At 50.5% G+C, this 22,036-nt stretch carries 16 protein-coding genes and 1 other annotated feature; of the genes, 10 read left to right on the top strand and 6 right to left on the bottom strand.

Translation table 11 applies throughout. The features are described from left to right. The first annotated feature begins 59 nt into the window (after positions 1–59). The 8 genes from J0X21_RS16080 (at position 60) to J0X21_RS09685 (ending at position 10,959) form a co-directional block, all read left to right on the top strand. Positions 60–1,796 carry a sigma-54 interaction domain-containing protein gene (locus J0X21_RS16080; RefSeq protein ID WP_206811996.1) on the top strand — a complete coding sequence of 579 codons (1,737 nt, stop codon included), beginning with the start codon at positions 60–62 and terminating at the stop codon, positions 1,794–1,796. Between the two features lie 15 nt (positions 1,797–1,811). Then, positions 1,812–4,025 (top strand): molybdopterin oxidoreductase family protein, encoded by a 2,214-nt coding sequence (locus tag J0X21_RS09655; protein WP_206811997.1) that lies wholly within the window; start codon positions 1,812–1,814, stop codon positions 4,023–4,025. Between the two features lie 170 nt (positions 4,026–4,195). Beyond that, a complete protein-coding gene (locus J0X21_RS09660) occupies positions 4,196–4,621 on the top strand; it encodes a universal stress protein (protein ID WP_206811998.1) in 426 nt (141 codons plus the stop codon). 23 nt (positions 4,622–4,644) lie between these two features. After that, positions 4,645–7,215 carry a molybdopterin-dependent oxidoreductase gene (locus tag J0X21_RS09665; RefSeq protein WP_206811999.1) on the top strand — a complete coding sequence of 857 codons (2,571 nt, stop codon included), beginning with the start codon at positions 4,645–4,647 and terminating at the stop codon, positions 7,213–7,215. Beyond that, the gene (locus tag J0X21_RS09670) at positions 7,212–7,898 is read left to right on the top strand and encodes a 4Fe-4S dicluster domain-containing protein (protein WP_206812000.1); all 687 of its coding nucleotides are present in this window, start codon (positions 7,212–7,214) and stop codon (positions 7,896–7,898) included. The genes J0X21_RS09665 and J0X21_RS09670 overlap by 4 nt, the downstream gene beginning before the upstream one ends. A 23-nt stretch (positions 7,899–7,921) precedes the next feature. Beyond that, on the top strand, positions 7,922–9,172 hold the full coding sequence (nrfD, locus tag J0X21_RS09675; RefSeq protein ID WP_206812001.1) for an NrfD/PsrC family molybdoenzyme membrane anchor subunit: 1,251 nt from the start codon (positions 7,922–7,924) through the stop codon (positions 9,170–9,172). Between the two features lie 389 nt (positions 9,173–9,561). Further along, on the top strand, positions 9,562–10,164 hold the full coding sequence (locus J0X21_RS09680) for an HPP family protein (protein ID WP_206812002.1): 603 nt from the start codon (positions 9,562–9,564) through the stop codon (positions 10,162–10,164). Between the two features lie 294 nt (positions 10,165–10,458). Next, positions 10,459–10,959 (top strand): hypothetical protein, encoded by a 501-nt coding sequence (locus tag J0X21_RS09685; RefSeq protein ID WP_206812003.1) that lies wholly within the window; start codon positions 10,459–10,461, stop codon positions 10,957–10,959. A gap of 102 nt (positions 10,960–11,061) precedes the next feature. Here J0X21_RS09685 and J0X21_RS09690 read toward each other — a convergent pair whose 3' ends face one another. Both J0X21_RS09690 and J0X21_RS09695 read right to left on the bottom strand, forming a co-directional pair. Beyond that, a complete protein-coding gene (locus J0X21_RS09690) occupies positions 11,062–11,733 on the bottom strand; it encodes an SdpI family protein (RefSeq protein WP_206812004.1) in 672 nt (223 codons plus the stop codon). Position 11,734: 1 nt separating this feature from the next. Next, complete coding sequence (locus J0X21_RS09695) at positions 11,735–12,010, bottom strand: autorepressor SdpR family transcription factor (RefSeq protein ID WP_206812005.1); 276 nt, start codon at positions 12,008–12,010, stop codon at positions 11,735–11,737. Positions 12,011–12,154: 144 nt separating this feature from the next. Then, positions 12,155–12,401: a binding site (T-box leader), on the top strand. Positions 12,402–12,455: 54 nt separating this feature from the next. Between J0X21_RS09695 and J0X21_RS09700 the strand changes: the two genes are divergently transcribed. Both J0X21_RS09700 and J0X21_RS09705 read left to right on the top strand, forming a co-directional pair. Continuing rightward, a complete protein-coding gene (locus J0X21_RS09700; RefSeq protein WP_206812006.1) occupies positions 12,456–13,985 on the top strand; it encodes a 2-isopropylmalate synthase in 1,530 nt (509 codons plus the stop codon). A gap of 48 nt (positions 13,986–14,033) precedes the next feature. Beyond that, positions 14,034–15,425, top strand: coding sequence for a C4-dicarboxylate ABC transporter (locus J0X21_RS09705; protein WP_236006193.1), 1,392 nt, complete (start codon positions 14,034–14,036; stop codon positions 15,423–15,425). Between the two features lie 233 nt (positions 15,426–15,658). Here J0X21_RS09705 and J0X21_RS09710 read toward each other — a convergent pair whose 3' ends face one another. Genes J0X21_RS09710 through J0X21_RS09725 form a run of 4 tightly spaced genes read right to left on the bottom strand, consistent with a single transcriptional unit; the run spans position 15,659 to position 22,006 of the window. Further along, positions 15,659–17,818, bottom strand: coding sequence for a hydantoinase/oxoprolinase family protein (locus J0X21_RS09710; RefSeq protein ID WP_206812008.1), 2,160 nt, complete (start codon positions 17,816–17,818; stop codon positions 15,659–15,661). A 2-nt stretch (positions 17,819–17,820) separates the two neighbouring features. Next, positions 17,821–18,387: an acetone carboxylase subunit gamma gene (locus tag J0X21_RS09715; protein WP_206812009.1), complete on the bottom strand. Its 567-nt coding sequence runs from the start codon at positions 18,385–18,387 to the stop codon at positions 17,821–17,823. Between the two features lie 17 nt (positions 18,388–18,404). After that, positions 18,405–20,633, bottom strand: a complete 2,229-nt coding sequence (locus J0X21_RS09720) for a hydantoinase B/oxoprolinase family protein (protein ID WP_206812010.1) — start codon at positions 20,631–20,633, stop codon at positions 18,405–18,407. Positions 20,634–20,668: 35 nt separating this feature from the next. Next, a complete protein-coding gene (locus tag J0X21_RS09725) occupies positions 20,669–22,006 on the bottom strand; it encodes an MmgE/PrpD family protein (protein WP_206812011.1) in 1,338 nt (445 codons plus the stop codon). Positions 22,007–22,036: the final 30 nt, after the last annotated feature.

A 22,036-nucleotide genomic window follows, 5' to 3' on the forward strand; every position in this document is an offset into this window, starting at 1 on the left:
ATAGTATGTACAAAAAGGATTATACATAAAGATGGTGGTTCAAGGGCGGAGGTGAGAGTGTGGGTCAAAGTGTGATTATTGTCAACCGCCGCGGGGCAATTACCTTTGCGGACAGTGAGAGCGAGCATTTTCTGAAGATTCCGGCTGTGAAAGTGCTGGGGTACACCCTGGCTGAAGTGATGCCGGAGACAAGAGTGCTCGAAGTGTTTACTTCCGGGCAGGCTTTGTGCTGCCAACATATATTAGGGGATCAGGCCGTGCAGGCTCACTATCTCCCGCTGCGCAAACAGGACACCCTGACCGGGGTTATCATATACTTGCATGGGGCGGAGGACGAAGCAGAGAAAGAGGCCGCAGCCCGGGCGAAGCAAGAAGAGGAAGCGGCCCGGGTTTTAATTGGCCTTTACGAAGAGATTCTGGCGGATCTGCCCTTAGGCATGGCTGTCGTTAACCGCGAGGGCCGGATCGTAATGCTCAATTCACTGTACCGCCGCTATTTAGGGATAGACGGCAAGAATCCCACCGCTTCAAAATTGGACGGGCAGCTGCTGGCGGAGGTTGCACCGTTTACGCGCCTCCCGCAAGTGATGGAGACCGGAGAAGGGTTTTTGGATACCGGAGTGCGCCACCGGGGACAGACCTTTTTTCTGGCTGAAACTGCGATTGTAAGCAGGGGCAGCGTGCTGGGTGGCTTAAGCAAGCTCCTGGTCAAAGAAGGAGTCGAAGGCCAGGAATTTCAGAATTTCATGGAACGCGTGCGCCTCTTGGAAGGCAGGCTCATGTTCTATAAGGAAGAGCTGCAGGAACTGCGGCGTTTGCAGGCGCCGCTTCAGGAGATGGTCGGGGAAGGAGCGTCCATGCAGAAGTTGAAGCAGCAGGCCGCGCGCGTAGCCCGCGGGGACGCCAATATCCTGATCACCGGGGAGAGCGGCACGGGCAAGGGGCTCTTGGCCCAGGGGATTCACACCCTGAGCCCGCGCAGCGGTGAACCTTTTATCAAGATTAACTGTGCCGCGATTCCGGAGAATTTGCTGGAATCGGAGCTTTTCGGGTATGAGGACGGGGCCTTTACCGGGGCCGTCAAAGGCGGCAAACCCGGGAAATTTGAGCTGGCCAACGGCGGCACGATTTTGCTCGATGAAATCGGGGACATGCCTCTGGCGATGCAGGCCAAAATCCTGCGGATTTTACAGGAAAAGGCCTTTGAGCGCGTGGGCGGCACCAAAACCATCCAAGTCGATGTCCGCGTTATCGCCGCCACCAACCGGGATTTGCGCCAGATGATCGAGGAGCAGAAGTTCCGGCTTGACCTTTATTACCGCTTGGCCGTGATTAATCTCCATATCCCGGCTTTAAGAGACCGGCGTGAGGATATCCTGCTCTTGGCGGCGGAGATCAGCAAGAGGCTGGGGCTGAAATACGCACACACGGCTCCGAGATTGGATCCGCTGGCAGAGGAGATATTTCTAACCTATTCCTGGCCGGGGAATGTGCGCGAATTGGAGAACGTCCTGGAACATGCGTTTAATTTCATGGAGCCGGGCGAGGAAGTGATCCGGCCGGAACACTTGCCGGCGGTGCTCGCGGACGGCATGCTCCAAGGCGGAGTGACCGTAGAAACAAGTGCCCGGCCGGAATTTCTCGAATTGGATGAGGCGGTAGCCCGGGCGGAAACCGACGCCATCCGGCGCGCCCTTCGCCTCGCCAAAGGGAATAAGCAAGAAGCGGCGCGCATGCTCGGAATTCATCCATCCGGCCTCTATCAAAAGCTTAAGAAGTACGAGATTACCGAGTAGACCTGGAGGGCTAACATGAGCAGCATCTTAAAGCAAGCAATTGAATCGTTCTTTACCAGTGATAGCCCTGCAGCGGCGGAAACGCCCGATGAGTGGGTGTACTCCACCTGCGGTTACTGTTCGGTCGGGTGCGGCTTATATATCGGAACCAAGGATGGCCGGGCCGTGGCTGTCAAAGGGAATAAAGAATACCCGGTCAACCAGGGACGCCTATGCATTAAAGGACTTTATGAATGGAAAGTCCTGCATCATCCGGAACGGGCCGCCGTGCCCCTGATCCGCCGCGAGAGCGACTTGGCACCGGGGACCTGGGAGCAGGCCTTTGGACTAATGACAGGAAAAATAAAGGAAAACCTGCGGGCTTATGGCCCCGAATCTATTGGGATCTATCATACCGGCCAGCTCCTCTTGGAAGAATATTATGCCTTGGGCAAATTGGGCAAGGGAGTCCTGGGGACTCCGAATTTCGATGCCAATACGCGCCTGTGTATGGCTTCCACGGTCGAGGGGTATATCCGTTCTTTTGGTGCGGACGGGCCGCCGGGCTGCTATGATGATCTGGATCAGGCCAAGCTTATCTTTATTTTCGGCTCGAACCCGGCGGAAATGCACCCTCAGCTCTGGCAGCGGATTATGCGCAGCCGCGAGCAGAACGCGGCCAAAATCATCGTGGCGGACCCGCGCTTAACCCTGGCGGCGCAAGTCGCTGACCTGCATCTGAGATTACGGCCGGGGACCAATGTGCCCTTGCTTAATAGCATGGCCTATGTCCTCATGGAAGAGGGGCTGACTGACCCGGCCTATATCGCCGCCCATGTGAGCGGGTATGAGGAACTGCGGGCTTTAGTGCAGCACTATCCGCCGGAGCGGGCGGAGGCTTTAACCGGGGTTAAGGCAGAAATGATTGTCGAGGCGGCGCGCATGTTTGGCAGGGCTTCTGCGGCCACCACCTTTTTCTGCCAAGGAGTTAACCAAAGCATGTCGGCCACAGACAGTGTGACCTTGATCAACAATCTCCATCTCATCACCGGAAAAATTGGCAAGCCCGGGTCGGCTCCATTTTCGCTTACGGGCCAGGCCACCGCCATGAGCACCCGTGAAGTGGGGGCCGGACGATATCTCCCGGGATTCCGCAACCCGCAAAACCCTGCGCACCGGCGTGAAGTCGCAGATTTCTGGGGTGTGAAGGAAAACAGGCTTCCGTATAAAACTACGGATATTATGCAGATCCTCAAATTAATCGAAGAAGACAAGCTTAAAGTTTTGTGGGTGATCGGTACCAACCCGGCCGTCTCCCTGCCGGATCAGGGTTACGTGCGCGCCCTTCTGGACAAGGTATTTCTCATTGTGCAGGATGTTTACTATCCGATGGAAACGGCCAAGTATGCTGATATTTTTCTCCCGGCTGCGCAGTGGGGGGAAAAGACCGGCACCTATACCAATTCCGAGCGGCGGGTGAATGTGGGATATAAAGCTGTGGAGCCGCCGGGAGAGGCCAAGGCGGATTTGGACATTTTCAAGGAAGTGGGAAAGCGGCTCGGAGCCGGGCGTATGTTTTCCTGGTCGAGCAGCGAAGAGGTGTTCGCTGAGTGGGCAGCCCTTTCGCGCGGCCGCCCCAATGACATGTCCGGGATGACTTATAAACGGATGGAACAAGAGGGGGGGCTCCAATGGCCCTGTCCTGAGCTCGGGCATCAAGGGACGGCCCGGTTGTACAGTGAGGGTAATTTCCCTACCTGGGAGGGAGAGTCCCAGGCCTACGGGCCGAATAATAATGATGAAGGCCGGGCCCGCCTCTGGGCGGTGGACTACTCAGCCCCTCCGGAGGTTCCGGATGCAGAATATCCATTTTGGTTAAACACAGGCCGGATTATCGAACACTATCACACACGTACCAAGACCAAGCGGGTGCCGGAGCTGTCTGCTCTGGCCAAGCAAGGGTTTGCGGTCTTAAATCCGGAGGACGCAGCCAGGCTTTCCCTTGCCGAAGGGGATAGAGTAAAAATCACTACCCGCAGAGGCTGGATCGAGGTAAAAGCCGTGATTAACAACTCCGTGGCTCCGGGTCAGGTGTTTGTGCCTTTTCACTTCGGCGATCTTGATCCGGGGGAAGAGCACTTACACCAGGCGGCCAATCATTTGACCCTTAATTGGGTGGATCCGATTTCCCAGCAGCCTATTTCAAAAATCGCTGCCTGTCGCATTGAAAAAGGGTCTCTAAAAAACTAGAGAGCGTTTCGCGATTTATAGAGAGTTTTATTTTTAACCAAACCCGGCAGAGCCTAATTTTGTCGGGTTTTTTACTTTGCCTAAAGTTGGCACGGCCTTTGCAATAGCCTAAGATAAATTTTCGGCGGTGCTAATTTGAGAAGTTAGTAACTAGCAGGGAGGGAGAAAGAATGTTTAAGAAAATCCTAGTGCCGATTGACGGTTCACACTATTCCCAGCGGGCATTGGTTAAAGCCTTGGAATTAGCTAAGGTATTCGAAGCCGAAATTCTGGTGCTGCATGTAACTTATACCCCGGAAGCCCTGGGCTACACCTTGGCTAAGGATGCCTCCGTACTCCAGGATCAACTGGCAGGCAGCGGGGAGATACTGTTGGCGGCGACCATGGCCGAGATCGAGAAGGACGGAGTGCAGGTGCGGGCTAAGCAACTGCCCGGGCATCCTGCCGCAGTGATTGTCGAGGAAGCGATGCGGGAAGACAGCGACTTAATCGTAATGGGCAGCCGCGGCTTTGGCCCGATTGCCGGCCCGCTTTTGGGTAGTGTCAGCCAGCGCGTGCTTCAGCGGGCAAAGTGCCCAGTGCTGGTTGTGAAGTAGGAATCTATGTGGAGGTGTTGAATATGGAGAAAAGGAAGATTAAGCTTAGCCGCCGCCAGTTTTTGCAGGCGGCTGCGGCGGCCGGGGTTTTGGCCGGTACCGGGGGAGCGATGGCATTTGTGCGGCAAACGCCGGCCCGGGCTGCGGCGGGTGAGCCGGAATTGAAATACGTGCGGACTACGTGCTCCCCAAACTGCACCGGGGCCTGTGGGATGAAGGCGATTGTGGAGAACGGGCAGATCAAGGCGATTGTGCAAGCTGCCGATTATCCTGAGCCTGAATACAACCCACGCGGCTGTTTGAAAGGGCTGTCCATGCTTAATCTCATCTATGGACCGGACCGCCTCAAGAAGCCGTTGGTCCGGAGCGGGCAGCCCGGGAAGGGAGAGTTTAAGGAAGCGTCCTGGCAGGAGGCTCTCGATTATAGTGCGGGCCGGCTCAAAGAGATTGCGGACAAATACGGTCCCGAGTCGATCGGGGTAATATTTCAGGTCGGGGGCACGGGGTATGTGCACAAAGGAGCGGTTATTGCCCTGGCCACGCTGGCCGGGTGGAGTCTGCACCACCCCTATGACCAAAATGGAGATTTACCCATGTTCTGGCCCATGACTTTCGGCGTGCAGACGGAAGAGCTGGAGCCCTTGGAATGGCTTAATTCCCGCTATGTCGCCGTATTTGGCTCCAACATCCTGGCCACCCGGCTCCCCGATGCCCACTTTCTGGTGGAGGCGCGCAACCGCGGAGCCAAACTCGTGGTCTTTGACCCGAACTACAGCCCCACAGCCGGGAAAGCGGATGAATGGGTTCAAATTAACCCCAGCAGTGATGCGGCGGTAGGGTTGGGCCTAGCGCGCGTTATTATTGAGGAAAAACTTTACGATGAGGATTTTCTCAAGACCTACACCGATTTTCCCTTGCTGGTGCGCCTGGATAACGGCAAGCGCCTGAAGGCTGAGGAAGTCAAAGGCTTGAGCAAACCGGACGGGGTGCCGTCTTACCGTGAAGTTTACGTGGCTTATAACAGGCAGTTTCTGTCCGTGCACCCGGAAAAGCTTGAGCTGCCGCTTGATGTTGTACTCGAAGGAGAACTGGAAGTCGAACTGAAAGACGGGCAGAAAGTTAGCGTTAAACCGGGTTTTCAACTCCTGCGCGAGAGCTTGAAGGAATACACCCCGGATAAAGTCGAGAAGCTGGCCGGGATTCCCCAAGACAAACTGGTGCGCCTGGCCCGGGAAATGGCAGCGGCCAAACCCCTGCACCTTGTGTACGGGGCGAGCAATTACCAGTGGTATCACGGGGACTTAAAAGGCCGGGCCTTAGCCCTGATTCCGGTGCTCACCGGCAATATCGGCAAGAGCGGAGCCGGGATTTCCACCTATGCCGGCCAGTACCGGGTGCGCCTCAAAGTAGCACAGTGGTGGGTGCCGCAAGGGAAAAAACAGAACTGGCTCCCGTGGCTCTATGTGCTCCACGGCCCGACCAAGAATATGAAGGCCAACTGGCCCAAGCACGGGCTCAAAGCCTTAATCACCGGCTGGGGCAACCCCTTTGACCAGCACAATATGGCGAACAAGCTGAGGCAGATGGTGGAAAAAGGGGAGCTTGAATTTGTGGCCACCATGGATTTTCAGATGACGACCAGCTGTCAGTATAGTGATGTGGTGCTGCCGGCGGTGAGTTGGTATGAGAAGACGGAACTGGTAGGTTCTCCGGTCCATCCCTATCTGCAGCTGCAGCAGCAGGCGATCAAGCCGCTGTATGAAGGAAAGCCCGAGCTTTGGATTGCGCGGGAGCTGGCGCGCAGGCTTAACCCGGAATTTGAAAAACATTTCTTCCCGGATCTGGATGCGGAGGCTGCAGCTGAGAAGGCGATTGAGCTCATGCTCAGGACCGGCGGGCCCTCGGTAGAGGGAATAACCCTGGAACAACTGAAAAAGGGACCGGTGCGGGTTAAATCGGAAGTGCCGGGCAACCGCCAGATTCCTTTTTATGAGCAGATTGCCCACAAGAAGCCCTTCCCGCCGGTGAGCATTCCGGCCAAAATCGAACAAACTGCTCAGTTTGTCAAAAGCGGACGGATTGAGTTTTACAAAGACGAAGATCTGATGTTGCAACTCGGCGAAGCATTGCCGGTGCACAAGCCTCCGTTTGAGGAGAGCGAATATGCTCTGGATCCCACGGTGAGGGATAAATACAAGTTTAGCTATATCACCCGCAACGCCATCTACCGCGTGCACTCCACGCATTCCAACAATGTCTGGATGAATGAGCTGCAGGACGGGAAACCCAGAGTTTGGCTGAACCCCCAAGATGCCGAAGAGAAAGGCATTAAGGAAGGGGACTGGGTCGAGGTATACAACAACCGGGGCAGCCTGCATGCGTTTGCGGTGCTCGATCCCGGGGCCGGACGCAACGTGGCGGTGTTTGAACAGGGCTGGTGGAGCCGCTATCTTAACGGGGAGTCTTTTAATTCCCTCACTTATCCCTTTATCAAGCCCACGCATGAAATCTATTTCGTGCCCGGAATGTGGGCTCCCAATACCGCCTGGAACGAGTGCCTGTGCGATGTGAGAAAGGCTGGTGACACGAAATGAGACTGGGGATGGTAATTGACCTCGATCGCTGCATCGGCTGCCGTTCGTGCGCGGTCGCCTGTAAAGCGCATAATGCTCAGCCGCCTGGCACTTGGTGGAACCGGGTTTTCACCCCAGGGAGCGAGGAACACCAAGTGGCTGTAGGCACGAACGGACATCTGCAGATGAATTTCCTGCCCGTTTCCTGCCAGATGTGCGACAATGCCCCCTGTGAAAAAGTGTGCCCGGCAGGGGCCACGTATACGGATGAACGCGGCGTCGTGCTGGTCGACTATGAACGCTGCATCGGCTGCCGCTACTGCATCGCCGCCTGTCCCTACGGCGTGCGCCAGTTTAACTGGGAAGACCCGCACCAAGCTAAGGAGCGCGTGGGCTACCAGGAAGGGTATGAATACGGCTATCCCGGGGATTACCGCGACCAAGACGGGCGCCTGGTGTATACCCCGAACCGCCCGCTGGGAGTCGTGGAAAAGTGTACGTTTTGTGTGCAATATACCAGCAAAGGGGAACAACCGGCTTGTGTGCGGGCCTGCCCGTCCAAAGCACGCATCTTCGGGGATCTCGACGACCCGGATTCCGAAGTGAGCCGTTTGATTCAGGAACGCCAGGCTTTCAGGCTCAAGGAGGAGCTGGGAACATCGCCCAAGGTGTTTTACCTGCCCCCGACCAAGCCGAGCAGGTAAGGATTTTGTAGGAGGTGGAGAATATGAAAAAGAACTCCAAGATGATGTTAGCCCTCGCGTCCGTGATCCTTGTAATCAGCTTGATCGCCTGGGGCTATCAGCTTGGAAACGGCCTCGCCGTGACCAATATGCGCAATCCTTTTAGCTGGGGGCTGTATATCGCGACGTTTGCCTTCTTCGTAGGGATTGCTGCCGGGGGCTTGATCGTTTCCTCATCGGTTTATCTTTTTAATATCGAAAAGCTCAAGCCCTTTACCCGCATCGCGTCCCTGTCCGCGTTCGCCAGCACACTCGGAGCGGGGGCCATGATTCTGCCGGACATGGGCCGGGTGGACAGGGTGTTTAATGTGTTCCTGCATCCGAATTGGCGCTCCCCTTTGGTGTGGGATGTGATCGTGATTTCAACTTACCTCGTGTTAACTTTCCTCAGTGTCTATGTCCAGCTTTTGCCTGATTGGAAGCGGGATGGGACCGGGTTTTTGAATGGCTGGACGAAGTCCCGCACTCAGGAGCAGGTGGACGCTCTGGCTAAAAAATGGTCAAGGCGGATTTCCATAGTCGGGCTGCCGGTCGCTATCCTGATTCATACCGTGACCGCTTTAATCTTTGCTACCCAGGCTTCGCGCAGTTGGTGGAATACAGCAGTGCTCCCTCCGGATTTTATCTCCGTCGCCGTAGCCTCAGGCACGGCGTTGGTGCTGGTGATATCCCTGGCGGCGGTTGGGAGGGAACGCTTCAGCGAATACCAGGGGGCATTCAGGAACTTGGCCTTAATCGTGGCCGGTGCTTTAGTGGTGCATTTTTTCCTGGTGTCCGTAGATTTGCTCGTACACTGGTGGTGGGGCAAACCCGAGGGGCTGGAAGTGCTGTCTTTGGTGTTTGGCAAGTACGGGCCGCTCTATGCCACGGAAATCCTGCTCCCGGCCTTCACCATGTTCTACTTCTTCAGCAAGAGGGGTTCGAGCTCATTTAACAGCCTGGTTGGCGGCAGTGCCCTGTTGTTTATCGGAGTGTTCGCCCACCGCCTGATGCTGATGTTTCCTTCATTCAATGCAATTCCGCTGAGTCTGAGTTTGCCCGGTATGGGAATTGAGAATTGGGCTTATCCCATAGCCACAGGGCAGCTAAAAGAGGGGATGCCCGTATTTGCAAGCTCTTGGAGCTATGCTCCTTCCCTGATTGAATATGCTGTCGCCTTGCTCCCCTTCGGTTTGATCTTATTTGTCGTTTCATACGCGCTCTCAGCTTATAAGTTTGCGCCGCAGAAGAGGTAGCTTCATAAGATTGGTGCGTGTAAGAGCTCGTGACCATAAGAGCCGGCACCCATAAGGATTGGCGTATTTAAGCGTGGTGCGCGTGAATGCTGGCACCCAAACCAGCGGTATTAGGGGTATAATGTGAGGGGTTTGCCACGGCGAACCCCTCGAAGCAAGTAAGAAGCAAGTAAGAAGCAAGCAAGTCTGTTTCTATTTGGTATACCAAAAATTCCGCTTAAGGCTTTTTTCTCCGATAATAGTATGCTAAACTGGGCTCAGGGCAATCTTGGTATACCATACATTGATTGGCAGGGCGTATTATCGGAAGATTTGTGGAACTTATCCAACATGGGCACAGTAATAGTAGAGGGCTGGTTTTTCATGAAGCCCGGGTGAGGAGGGGTCAAATGCCAGAAGATAAAGGCGCAGGGGTAGAACGCACTGCGGCAGCACCTGGACCTGCATCAATCGAAAGTGATTTAGCGAGGGTGCGCTTGCTGGCGTATCTAAAAAAAATGAAGGGGAATCCCCGTACTACTCCTTTAATTGCTCCGCCGCTTTTCGATATCTTTATTTCCGGTGTGGGAGCCTTGTTGGGAATAGCGGCTGTAGCCTTTCTTTCATTAGTTCATGGGCTCCCTATGTTAGTGGCCTCATTTGGAGCTTCGGCTGTTTTGGTATACGGTGTCCCGGACGGCCCGCTGTCTCAGCCGCGTAATGTCTTTTTCGGACATACTATTTCAGCTACAGCGGGTGTGCTGACATATTCCTTATTCGGCCTTAGCTGGTGGTCAGCCGCCTTAGGCGTTTCTTTGGCGCTCGTGATGATGCTGATCACGAAAACCACGCATCCTCCGGGAGGAGCAACAGCCCTGGTCGCTGTACTGAATCAGGCGCACCCGATTTTTATCCTGACGCCGGTGGCTGCAGGAGCGGCGATCCTCGTTCTGGTCGGGATTGTCGTCAACAACGTGTCCCCTAATCGCAGTTATCCTCGCTACTGGATTTAGGAGGTAACAGCGAGAATCTCCGCCGTTTTACTGGATAGTAATTCACTTTGCAGGTGAACAGAGGAGCCAAAGGAATAGAGATTAGACGAATGGGAATTAAGGGGAAAAATGCTTGACAGAACACATGTTCTAGGATAAGATGGTATCAAAGCAAGTGAGCGGAGCAAGATTAGTGCAGTTGTTGAAAGAACTAATATAGTCTTTTTGAAGGAACGGGATATAGCCTACTGGAGAAACTGCTGGTACCAAGTTCTTAATTTATCTGTGCGTTTCTGTAAAGGAGGGAACGTTTGGGTGAGCGAACTGCAAGTTGTTCTGAACAAGCTGGAAGAGATGAGTGCAGACATTAAAGAGATCAAGACCGATGTGTCAGAACTCAAGACCGATGTGGCAGGGCTCAAGACCGATGTGTCAGGACTCAAGACAGATGTGGCAGAACTCAAGACGGATGTGTCAGGGCTCAAGACCGATGTGTCAGAACTCAAGACCGATGTGGCAGGGCTCAAGACCGATGTGGCAGGGCTCAAGACGGATGTGTCAGAACTCAAGACCGATGTGTCAGGGCTCAAGACCGATGTGGCGGGACTTAAAGAGGATGTAGCGGATCTAAAGGTTCGAATGGAACGAGTAGAGAACAAGCTGGAAGCTGTTTTTGTGGAAACAGCGGGACTGATAGAGTTTAGGCACAATACAGAAAAGACCCTTAATTATCTCCTCGAACGGCAGATTTCTCTCACGCATATTGTTGGTGAACATGAAGTTGATATCCGAACTTTGCAACGTCGCGCTGTCTGATTAAAATAAAAAGCACCGAGCATGGAATGAGTCGCTCGGTGCTTCGATTTTTTTCTGGCATTTATTTCGATCATTAAAAAGCGCAGCCGCATGCTCCTGGCTTTAACTCTGGGGTATATTCAGCTTGCGGAAAAGCCAGTAAGAGTAGACGGTAGTGATTATCAGTAAGGCTCCCACCCCGCCTAAGAAGATGACAAACCGAAGGACAGGATTGAGGAAAATCCCGATTAAACCCAGCACTCCGGTTAAGACAAAGAGTTTTCCGCCGAGGCGATGGGTTTTCTGCCATACTTGTTCGTTCGCCAGGGTCCAGGGAGTGCGAATCCCAATAAAATAATTGTGCCGGAAACGCCCCATATAGTTGCCGATGACGATGAACAAAACCGAGATGGCAGCTGGCACCAGTATGGAAATGTCCAGTGTATCCTCGCCACGAGCAAAGCGCAGAGCGCTGTAAAGAGTAATGAAATATAATATAAGCATGAAGAGATGGATGGTCCAGCGGATTATGGTGTAAGAACCGGAGAATAAGTCATAGTTCTTGCGCTTTGGATCAAGCTGGGGCAGGAACAAAAAGAGAAAATACATCGCCAGGTTGATTCCCGGAAAAAGGAAAGTGCCCACCGCTTTGCTACTGTAACCATCCACCTGTCCGTAGACATTCCAATGGGTCGGCATTTGCGCGGGCAATTGCCCATACAGAACCAACCCGGGGATGAAACTTAGAACGATGAGCGCTAAAAGGAGATAATCCGATTTTTTAAGACCTTTCATATTAGTCGCCTTCCTTTCCCCCGAAGTTTCCGAGTTGCATGAACCAGCTGATAAGTTCCTGAAAGACGGTCGCATTCAACGAATAATAGATGAATTGTCCTTGCCGCTGGTCGAGGATGATATTTGCCTGTTTGAGCAGGTTTAGGTGGTGCGAGATGCTGGGCTTGCTGATGTTGAAATGCTCAGCGATGTCGCCGGCCGTCATATCTCTTTCTTTTAATAAGGCAATGATTTGCCTGCGCGTGGGATCGGCCAAGGCTTTAAATGTTTCATTCATTGTCAATCCTTCCCTGCTATTATATATTTAGATAATTGACTAAATATATAATAGCATAATCTCGGGAAATGTCAAAGAGTTTCTTGGCCTTGACAAAAGATCTACATGGTGCCAAAATAAAGAAGAATACAAAATACAAAGGTTAAAATGACGATGAAAGGGAATAGTAGATTTCCTGAATCACTTTAGAGAACTGCCGGGTGGTGCAAGGCAGCAGTGCCTAGGGTGTTGAACTCTCCCTTGAGTAGCCGACCGAAATGATTAAAGTAGGCTCGGACGGAGCTTCCGCCGTTACAAGGAAGGAGATATCGGACTTTGTCCCGTATCTTATAGAGAGAACGGCTTTGGCCGTTAATTTGAGTGGTACCGCGAGTAACCCTTCGTCTCAAACTTTGAGCGAAGGGTTTTTTAGTGCTATGTTACTAATTGATAGGAGGAATGGTTTATGCGCAAATTGTACGTTTTTGACACGACCTTAAGAGACGGGGAGCAGTCTTTGGGGATTACTTTAAACGTCAAAGAGAAGCTGGAGGTCGCGCGCCAACTGGTAAACCTCGGTGTCGACATTATCGAAGCAGGCTTTCCGGCCTCATCACCGGGAGACTTTGAGTCCGTCAGCACGATTGCCAAGGAAATAAAAGGAGCGGTGATCTGCGGACTCACACGGGCCGTGGTCCAGGATATTGACCGGTGCGCGCAGGCACTGCGGCCGGCCGAGCAGCCGCGCATTCACACGGGCATCGGGGTGTCCCCCGTGCATATGGAAAGAAAGCTGATGCTGTCTCCGGAGCAAGTGATTGAGCGGGCGGTGGCGGCCGTGAAATATGCGAAGAAATATGTCAGTGATGTTGAGTTCTATGCCGAAGACGCTTTCCGAGCCGATCCCAAGTTTTTAGTCCAAGTATTGGCGCAGGTCATTGCCGCCGGGGCTACGGTCGTGAACATTCCGGATACGGTTGGGTATGCCAGTCCCTGGGAATACGGGGAGCTTATTTCCTATGTAAGGCAAAATGTCGAAAATATTGAAAAGGCCATTGTCAGCGTCCACTGCCACAATGATTTAGGAATGGCCACCGCCAATTCCCTGGCCGGGATCAAAGCCGGGGCCAGCCAGGTCGAGGGCACGATTAACGGGATCGGAGAACGGGCCGGCAACACCTCGCTTGAGGAAGTGATCATGGCGATTTATACCCGGCGCGCCGGCTATGGCGTGGAATCCGGAATTAACACGAAAGAAATTGCGGCCACGAGCAGGCTCGTCTCCCGGATTACCGGGGTGCCGGTGCCCGACCATAAAGCGATCGTCGGGGCCAACGCGTTCATGCACGCTTCCGGCATTCATCAGGACGGGGTCTTAAAAGACAGGGAGACTTACGAAATCATCAGCCCGGAAACCATCGGCGTCCCGGAAAACACCATCAGCCTCTCGGCCCGCTCCGGCAGGCATGCTCTTAAACACCGCCTGGGAGAATTGGGGTATACCGTTGAAGGAACAGAGCTGGATGCGGTTTACCAAAAGTTTTTGCAGCTGGCAGACCAGAAGAAAGAGGTTTTCGATCAGGATCTTTATGCCTTGATGGGGGATGCGGGGACTGCGGACACTGGGATTATCCTCAGGAACATCGCCGTTACCACGAACGGCAGCGACACGGCCACAGCCACTGTGACCTTGGAGCATGAGGGGAAAATTGTGACCGATGCAGCCTGTGCCAATGGGCCGGTCAATGCTATCTTTAGCGCGATTGACCGCCTGACCGGAAATACGGCGGTGCTCGAGGATTACACCTTGAAGTCCGTAACCAGAGGGAGAGAGGCTTTGGGCGACGCTACGGTCAAGCTGCGCCACTTTGATGGCAGCCTGGTCGTGGGCAAGGGGATCAGTACAGATATCCTGGAAGCCAGCGCCCGGGCCTATGTCAATGCCCTGACTAAGAATTTCCGTAAAAAGGCTCGGCTTGATCCGGTGGCGAAATAGGTCATGCATGAGACATTGACACGAGTGAGAAGCGGGATAACATTTTTATTGGCGGTTTCGTTTCTTTTAAATTTATTTCTAAAAGCCAATCTTGTCGATACTCTAAATTTAATCCTTATGGCTTTAGTGTTAGTCTTAGGGCTTTTGGCGGTGACCGGTACGGCGCGGGTTATCGGTTATTTTTCGTTTATAGCCAGTGCAATTCTCCTGGTCCATGCTCATGCACCGTTATCTGTCTGGGCCCAGGGCTTGCAAGAAAACCTTTATTTAGTTGTGATGTTTACTTTAGTGCCACTGTTGGGGATTCCGATCAGGCACGGAAGATATACCGAAGCCTTGAAGGGTGTATTCATGCGCTATGTCAGCACGGACAGCCGTTTCTACCTTTTAATCAGCGTGCTTACGTCCTTTCTGGCGGTCTTGATAAATTTAGCGGTGATCCCGCTGCTGCATCAAATTAGCTCCGCCAGCGAAAAAAGCAATGACAAAAAGCTTCTGACGTCTGCTCTTAGCCGCGGATTTGCCGCCAGTACGGTCTGGGCGCCGACCACAGCAGGCATGGCCTTGATACTTCAGCTAACCAATGCTGAATGGTATATATTTTTTCCTTTTGCCCTGTTCTTGGGGATGCTGGCAGGGGCAGTAGGGTATATTATGGCTGTGCTGGAGCAGAAGAAAAAGTATAGGTCAAAACCTGCTGCTCTTTTTCCGATGAAGGAGGTTGTTAGCGCTACTGCGCAAGTGCAACCTTCGGCTGCAAGTGAGCAAGAAATCCCCGAAGAGCTAAACTGGCGCAAAGTAGGGGAACTTAGCGCCTACGGAGCGGTTTTGATTACATTAATCGTCGTGGTTTCAGGATTGACCGGGATAGCCACGGTGGTTGTAGTGGCGATGGCCTCGCTGGTTTTTCCTGTCATTTGGATGGCTATGATCGGAAAACTGCCATTACTGGCACAAGAATTTGCCGGGGATTATTTCAAGGAAAGTCTGCCTAAGCTAAAAAGCGAAATTGTCCTATTTGTGGGGGCAGGTTTTTTGGCCACAAGCGTGGGCTATTCTCATATCGGGGATTATGTACCTCTGTTATTGCAGAATATGGTAGGAAACAGTGCTGAGGTGTATGCTTTTGTCGTTGTCTTTGGAATTCTAGTGTTTGCCGTCGTCGGCATTCACCCTATTATAACTACGACCATAATTGGGAGCACGGTAGACCCGTTAATATACGGGATATCTCCAACCCTGATGGCCTTAATCTTTACAATTAGCTGGGCTATGGGGATCTCCATCTCTCCGTCTGCAGGCAACGTAATCGCAATTTCCGGCTTGGCTGACCGCTCCCCGGTTTGCGTAGGTCCGGTGTGGAACGGTCCGTATGGGGTGATTTCGTCTGTGGTGTTGGTTGGGGCGTTGTTCTTGATGCAAGGGCTGGGGTGGATGTAGTGATATTGGTGTAGTAAGAAGGTTCATGACCTATGTTTTTTTAAGAGGATCGGGGTTTTCAAACTCGCAATATTTTTTCGTTTCTTCGATTTATTTAGAAGGGGGCTGTCTCATTTTCCTGCGATTGAGCTTTATATAAAAAAGGGTAAGCTCTCTCCCAATCGAATCCTGGGAAGGAGTTACCCATACGCTAAATACGAACAGTTTTAGTCGGCATACGATTAAATTAATGTTTAGATACCGGAAGTGTAGTGAATTATACGATACCTGTCAAGGTTTATCGAATCACCTTCTCCGACAACCAGAGTACTGATATCGTCGAATATTACGGCAGGTCCTTTGATCACGTTTCCTGCCTTCAGTTCGCTTAAGTGGAACAAATTGAAATCTGTCCATTTACCTCTATGATATACTCTTCTTGAACCGGCATAACTACTGTCAGATGGTTTGGCCGAGGACATTGCATACTCTTTTATCTTCGGCATCAGCTTTGGGCCGGTAGCTTCAATGAATACTTGAGTGATAGCATAACCTGCTTGAGTGAACTTTGCCGCGGCCGGGTATTTTTGCTCGTATCCCTTTTCAAAAGCAGCAGTTACTTTGTCAAGGTCTTCAGTGTTGCTAACCTCAAAATTAAGTTTCGTCTCAAAACTCTCCAGCTGCCCAACATAACGCATAAAGACTCCTCTGGCGAATTTTATATCTTCTTTATTAACTCCTTCAAGCTTGAATTCCTCTACTGCGGTATCCTCGAGAGCCTTCCACTCCCTTGTTAATTGATCCAAAAGATCTGCCTTGTCATGTTCATCCATTCCGGGCCGGATAAAGGAGACAACTCCCTTGTTATACCGGTGAACCAAGTCAGCACAGCCTACCCCGAATGCTGAGAATGTGCTGCCAAAGGGCGTAGTGATAACGTCTTTAAAGACATTTCCGCTTGCCAAGCCGTGCATGTTGACGAGACCTCCGCCACCACATGCTATGAGTACAAAATCTTTTAAGGAATATCCTTTAGACTCGATTGAAGTTCTGGTAAATTGTCTTAAATTAGTGAAGAAAATGTTGAGGAAACCTTCCCCTCCGTCATATAGATTGTTAATGCCGATCTTCTTTGCTGCCTTCTCTAACTCTCTACAAGCTTTGTCCCTGTCCAGAATGATTTTTCCACCCAGGAAACTATCCTCTGCGATATAGCCAAGAGCCACCTGCAGGTCGGTAATCGTAAGTTTATCATAATCAAGACAAACTCCCACGCGATAACCGGCGCTCTCCGGGCCTACTTCAACGTTTCCAAAATCATTTACCTTAACTTCGGTCCCCATACCATGGGCCATGGAATCCAGCTCAACCATCGGCATCGCCAACCTGTGTTTGGCAAAATCCGAATCAGTCCGCAGTTCGATTCTCTTATTAAGGATGACGCCAACGTCGTAGCTTGTCCCACCTATGTCCCCAACAGCCAGACGGTCAATGTTCAGCAGCTTGGCTATTTCTTTACCCGCAATCAAGCCACCGATAGGTCCGGAGATTATACTTTCATATAAGCGGGGATATTTAATACTCACCGCACCGCCAAACGAAAGTAAAGTTAAGAGTTCCTTTTGGTAACCGTCTTTTCTGGCCGCCAATTCAACATACTCTAACTGCTTGCGCGCCTTTTCCGCGGCAAAACACTGAACAAGCAGGCTCTTAAGCCTAAATGCATCCTTACCGACCGGGGCAATCTTGTTAGAAGCAACTACCTTAATATTTTTTCCGTGTTTTTCAATAACCTTGTTCGCTATTTCGGCAGCGCGGTTCTCATGATCGGGGAAAACATGAGAGTTCAAAAACATGACCCCAATTACTTCCACATCATTCTTAACCAGCTTTTCCGCAGCGGCTTCCACCTCTTTCTCGTTAAGAGGGATTAGCACCGTCGCTTCCGGCAGGTGGGCATCTCCAAAATATGACCCTCCTGTTACCCTTTCTGATACACCGAAGATGTTTTTCTTTTCCACGAGAGGTGCAGTATGTCTTCTTAACTGTTGATGTAAGATTTCTTTTTGGGATTGTCCGATATACGTTAACCCGTTTTCAATAATTGGCATGTGTTCCATTCCCCGGGTAATAATCAGGCCTACCTTATTTCCGTCCAAAGTAATCAGCGTATTAGTCATGGCAGTACCTGCGTAAATTGCTACTTCACAGTTTTCATGGACTTCCTGGGTGGTAAGTGACATCTGATCAGCCACCGCCTTTAAAGCACCCATGTAACTCTCGGACTCGTCTGCACGATATGTCCTGTATTTGCCAATCTGAAAAGATCCATCATCGCTGATGATGACGGCATCGGTCATGGTGCCACCCGCATCGATAGCAATAATATATGAATTTTGTGTTTTTGCAGCCATATCTAACCCTCCTTTGCCCAAGATTTAATCAGTTCTAGTGATTTGTCTTCATATTTATATTGATCCGCATCCGGTAAGGGAGAACCAAGTTGGTCCCGGTAAAAACCGTCAATATCTGGCAAAAACTCAAATTGCACGGGATATCCCGGCGGCAGAACCTCAACCGCTAATTGCGTACCACAATTCGGACAGAAAAATTCCCTGATTTCTTGCCAATCTGGTTCTGGACAAGCCGGTTCCGGAGAGTAAACCTCGCTCATTTCCTGGATCGTTCTTCTTACATTAATCAAGCAATTCAGCTTCCAGTTGACTCGATAATCACCAAACTCATGTCCACAAGAACATTTGCTAATCCTTTCCCCCGATGATTTTCGAACTACATAAATATGCTCTGATAACCGGAGTAAAATTTCATCTTTCCAAGGGACTCTTTCCTGTAATAGTTCCATATACTTCTGAAACCGGTCTTCATCTTTATAGGAGTTTAGAAGCCTCAAGACTTCCTGGTCGCTAATGACGCCGTCCAGCAATTTCTTTACTAATTCTTTGCTTACTTCCATCTTTTCCATGCTTTGCCCCCCTTTTTTTAATTGAGATCATAATTATTTTCCAACTGCCAAAAGTCAATAAAATTCTGTTTAAAACTGTCCCCGTCTTGGGTAGAGAAAGAACTATTGTACATGTATTTAACCGGCTCAATCAATTCTTTTTTGGCAACTTTTTTGCGCTCGTTTTCCCACCAGTCTTTAACACTCTGACACCGCAGCCTGGCGTTTCTTTTGTCTTCCCTTGCTTTTTGCGTAGCCGGTTCGTCAAGTAGATAACGCACTTCATTATCACTGGTCTCTTTGCGGGCAACAACTCCGTAACAGGTCAAAGCTATTTTTTCGCTGACCCATCCCTCGTTTAGATCCTTGATAACTGATTGAGCGTTTCTTTCCAACGGATCACCCCATCCTCCACCTGCTCCGGATGCATCAGAGAAAACATCACCGTCTTTCATCTTTAACTGGGGAGGATCGTACTTAAAGATCTGAACGTCTTGAGCAGTTATTTTCTCTTCAGCAAGGTAGTCCAGGATTTCGTCGGCGCTTCTCGGGTAGGGCATGCCACCCTTAATCTTGTCATTAAGATTGGAGTTGCGAACAGCAAGATACCATGAGTTAGGCGCAGGATATCCGCCTGCCTGACCGAGTGCAACATGGGTTGTCTGAGAGGTTCCGGCGCCTCCTCTACTTACGTACAAATCCTTACCGGGTTGCACAACCCAGTGTATAGAGGAGAGACCTATACCCCCACGGTACTTTCCGTGTCCACAAAAGTCTTTTACTAATCTTCTTCCCAGGTAGAAAAAGGGCGGAATAAGATATTCCCATTCCTCAACATTACCAATATTGGTTAATTGGGTCCACATTGCCCAGGTAACCGGTGAGCCGTCTCTGTATGGATAGGCTCCTTGTGCAACACCGCCGACCTGTTCGAAATTCGTAAAGCCGTAATTCTGATCATTGGCAAGAGTTCCCCCTCCCTGAATTCCGGCCCAGTCTCCCTCTACGGAAAGACATTCTTCCAGATACCCTTTAGCAAACATTGAGCGGGTAATAGCATTCCAATGAAGTGCACCCATTGCCATTGACTGTGCCCAAATATTGGAGAATGCAGCATAATCCGTATCAGGATTATATGTTGACCCTTTAGGATAGTAAGATTTAACATCGTAGAAGAGCCCCGAGGTCATCTTGGTGTTATGCACGAAATTTCCCGTTATAGGTAAGTAAAATGCGATGTCAGCTCCTCCGGGGTATCCATTGAAAGCGCAATAGTCCCACTTGGAAGTTCCCGTCATATCGCCAAGTATCGTAGCGTCAGAGTTAACATTCAGTGTCATCTTTGTATGCAGCATAAAATCTTTGTCAGCATGGGGCCAAAGTTTGGACAGACCCTTATACTTAACAACCCTGAAAGTCGCACCGTCGAATTTACCAGGCACACAAGACGTTCTGATGTTTTCTTTAATGGCCCGGCGTGAATCTTCAATAACTTCCCGAATTGCTCTCTTATAATAATCCAAGCCGTATTCCCTAACAATTTCTTTGATTCCATCAGCAATGATAACATTCCCAGCCAGCCTCATTTTATCATCCAGAACATTAAAAACACCCGCTCTTGTTCTGGATTTCCATAACTGTTCCCACCAGCGTGCCGGCGTTCTGTTTTCACCAACCTTCATAGGAGGGAACACTAGGCCGTCCATAGAAGTGTCTACAGAAAACCCTGGCCAGCTGCCGGCAATCGGTGCGCCTGCTTCCATAATGTGGTTTACTGCAACCGCCCAGCCAACAATTTCTCCTTCCGCGAATACCGGCATGTAGGAATATGTGTCTCCCGGATGAGGAGCGCCCCCGGTTTTGCCGTCATCTGTACTAAAAATGTCCCCGTCATTTATCCCCGGGTTTTCTTCATAATCATTGTCGATCATAAACCTAATACAAGTATCATAAGCCACCATATGAGTAGAAAATCCGAGACTGTTAGCTAATGTATCCCCTTCAGGAGTACATATCGACCATAATGACTCGCCCATTTCACGGCCACCCGGAGATGCGGCAACGAATCTGGCGCTTTCTCTTGCTCTCAGTGCCAAGTTGTGAATCTCTGAATAAAACCGTTCAAACTTAATCGGGTCTTCTTCTTTTAACCCTAGTACTTCGATGCCGAAATAATAACCTGTTTTTTGGGTAAGCTCATCCTTGGCACGCAACAATTCTTTAAGCGACTTTGCCTTCGCTAATGCCTCATTGGCGTGTTTATACATTCTTGTACCTCCCATCTAAAGATTTCTACAGTGTATTAACCGAACGTCAGTATGTGCATGAGTTGGCTTACATTCGGTTGCTCTTCCAGTTCCAGGATCATTTTGGCTGTTTCCTGGATTTGCCTATCTGAGAGGAAACCCTTCGTATACTTCTTATACAACTCTAAAAACTGGTCCTGGGTGAGGGGATTCTTGGAGCCCCCGAGAGGTTGTTCGGCTGTTTTTTCAATGACTTCCCCGCTTGTAAACCTTACTGATACTCTGGCGATACCGGAGTTAAACTCGGGTTTCCAAAAATCCCTATGTATAACCCGGACCTTTTCACGCATTTTTTGGAAAGCGGGGTCATTGATCTTATCTACGGTAAATGTATTATAGCTGACATCTCCGTCTATTAGGATTCCAGCCATAATGTGCTGAAAACTAAACCGACTGTCCTCAATATGTTTTGGTGAAGGACGATCACAGGTGGCATCTACCGGGCCGGCATCAATTTCGATAAGTTCGATATTATCCGGTGTCAATTCATGCTTTTCTTTGATCGCAAACATAATATCAATTTGACGATGGGTTAAAAAACAGCATGGATATTTTTTGATCCAGAAGTTATGAGTGTGCCATCGTGGTTCTCCTAGATCTTTCACGATCTCTTCGATTGGGAGGTCTTTTTGGTCGTGAAGTTGTTTAAGCCATTTTTCAAGGTTCCAAGTTCCTGTTAATCCTTTTTGAGCCATTATTGCGGCAAAGTAACCATCACGACAGGCCATTGATGACTCAAAGTAATGAGCATCTGTTCCAAAATTTTCAATATACCCGCTTGCCCTACCAATCGCAATACCTATGGCATTTTTTATTTGGTTTTCATCCAGCTTTAATGCTTTGGCAGCGGCTACTGCTGCCCCGATAATTCCGAAGAAAGGAAGATCCGTAATTCCTTTGTAGGCTAGCGAGAACATACCAATTCGGTTCATTACCTCGGAGGCAACTGCGGTAGCCTCGATGATTTCTCTACCCGATATTCCAAGTTTTTCAGCAAGTGGGAAAATTACCGGAACGATAGTAATGTCACTTGTAGCTGAAGGAAATTGGTCATCCTCAAGCTCAGCTGCGTGCGCGAAATGGCCATTGGCTAGTATGGAACCTTCCAGCGAACTTTTGAACTTACTGCCAATAACCCCGGCATCCTGAGAGATCTCGGTATCTTTTAGATAATTGACTATAGGTTTCCCTGCACCAGTGGCAGAACCCGCAACTATGCCAGCTAAAGTTTTCAAGGAGAACTCTTTGGTAAAACGGACAGTTTCAGACGGGATACTTTCGAATGTAGTTTCTTTTATGAATTTTGCGAAAATATCTGCCATCCTATTAGACATTTAACGACCTCCTTTGCTTTAAGTTGTAAA

The organism is Paradesulfitobacterium ferrireducens (assembly GCF_017310645.1).
GTDB classification, from domain to species: Bacteria; Bacillota; Desulfitobacteriia; order Desulfitobacteriales; family Desulfitobacteriaceae; genus Paradesulfitobacterium; species Paradesulfitobacterium ferrireducens.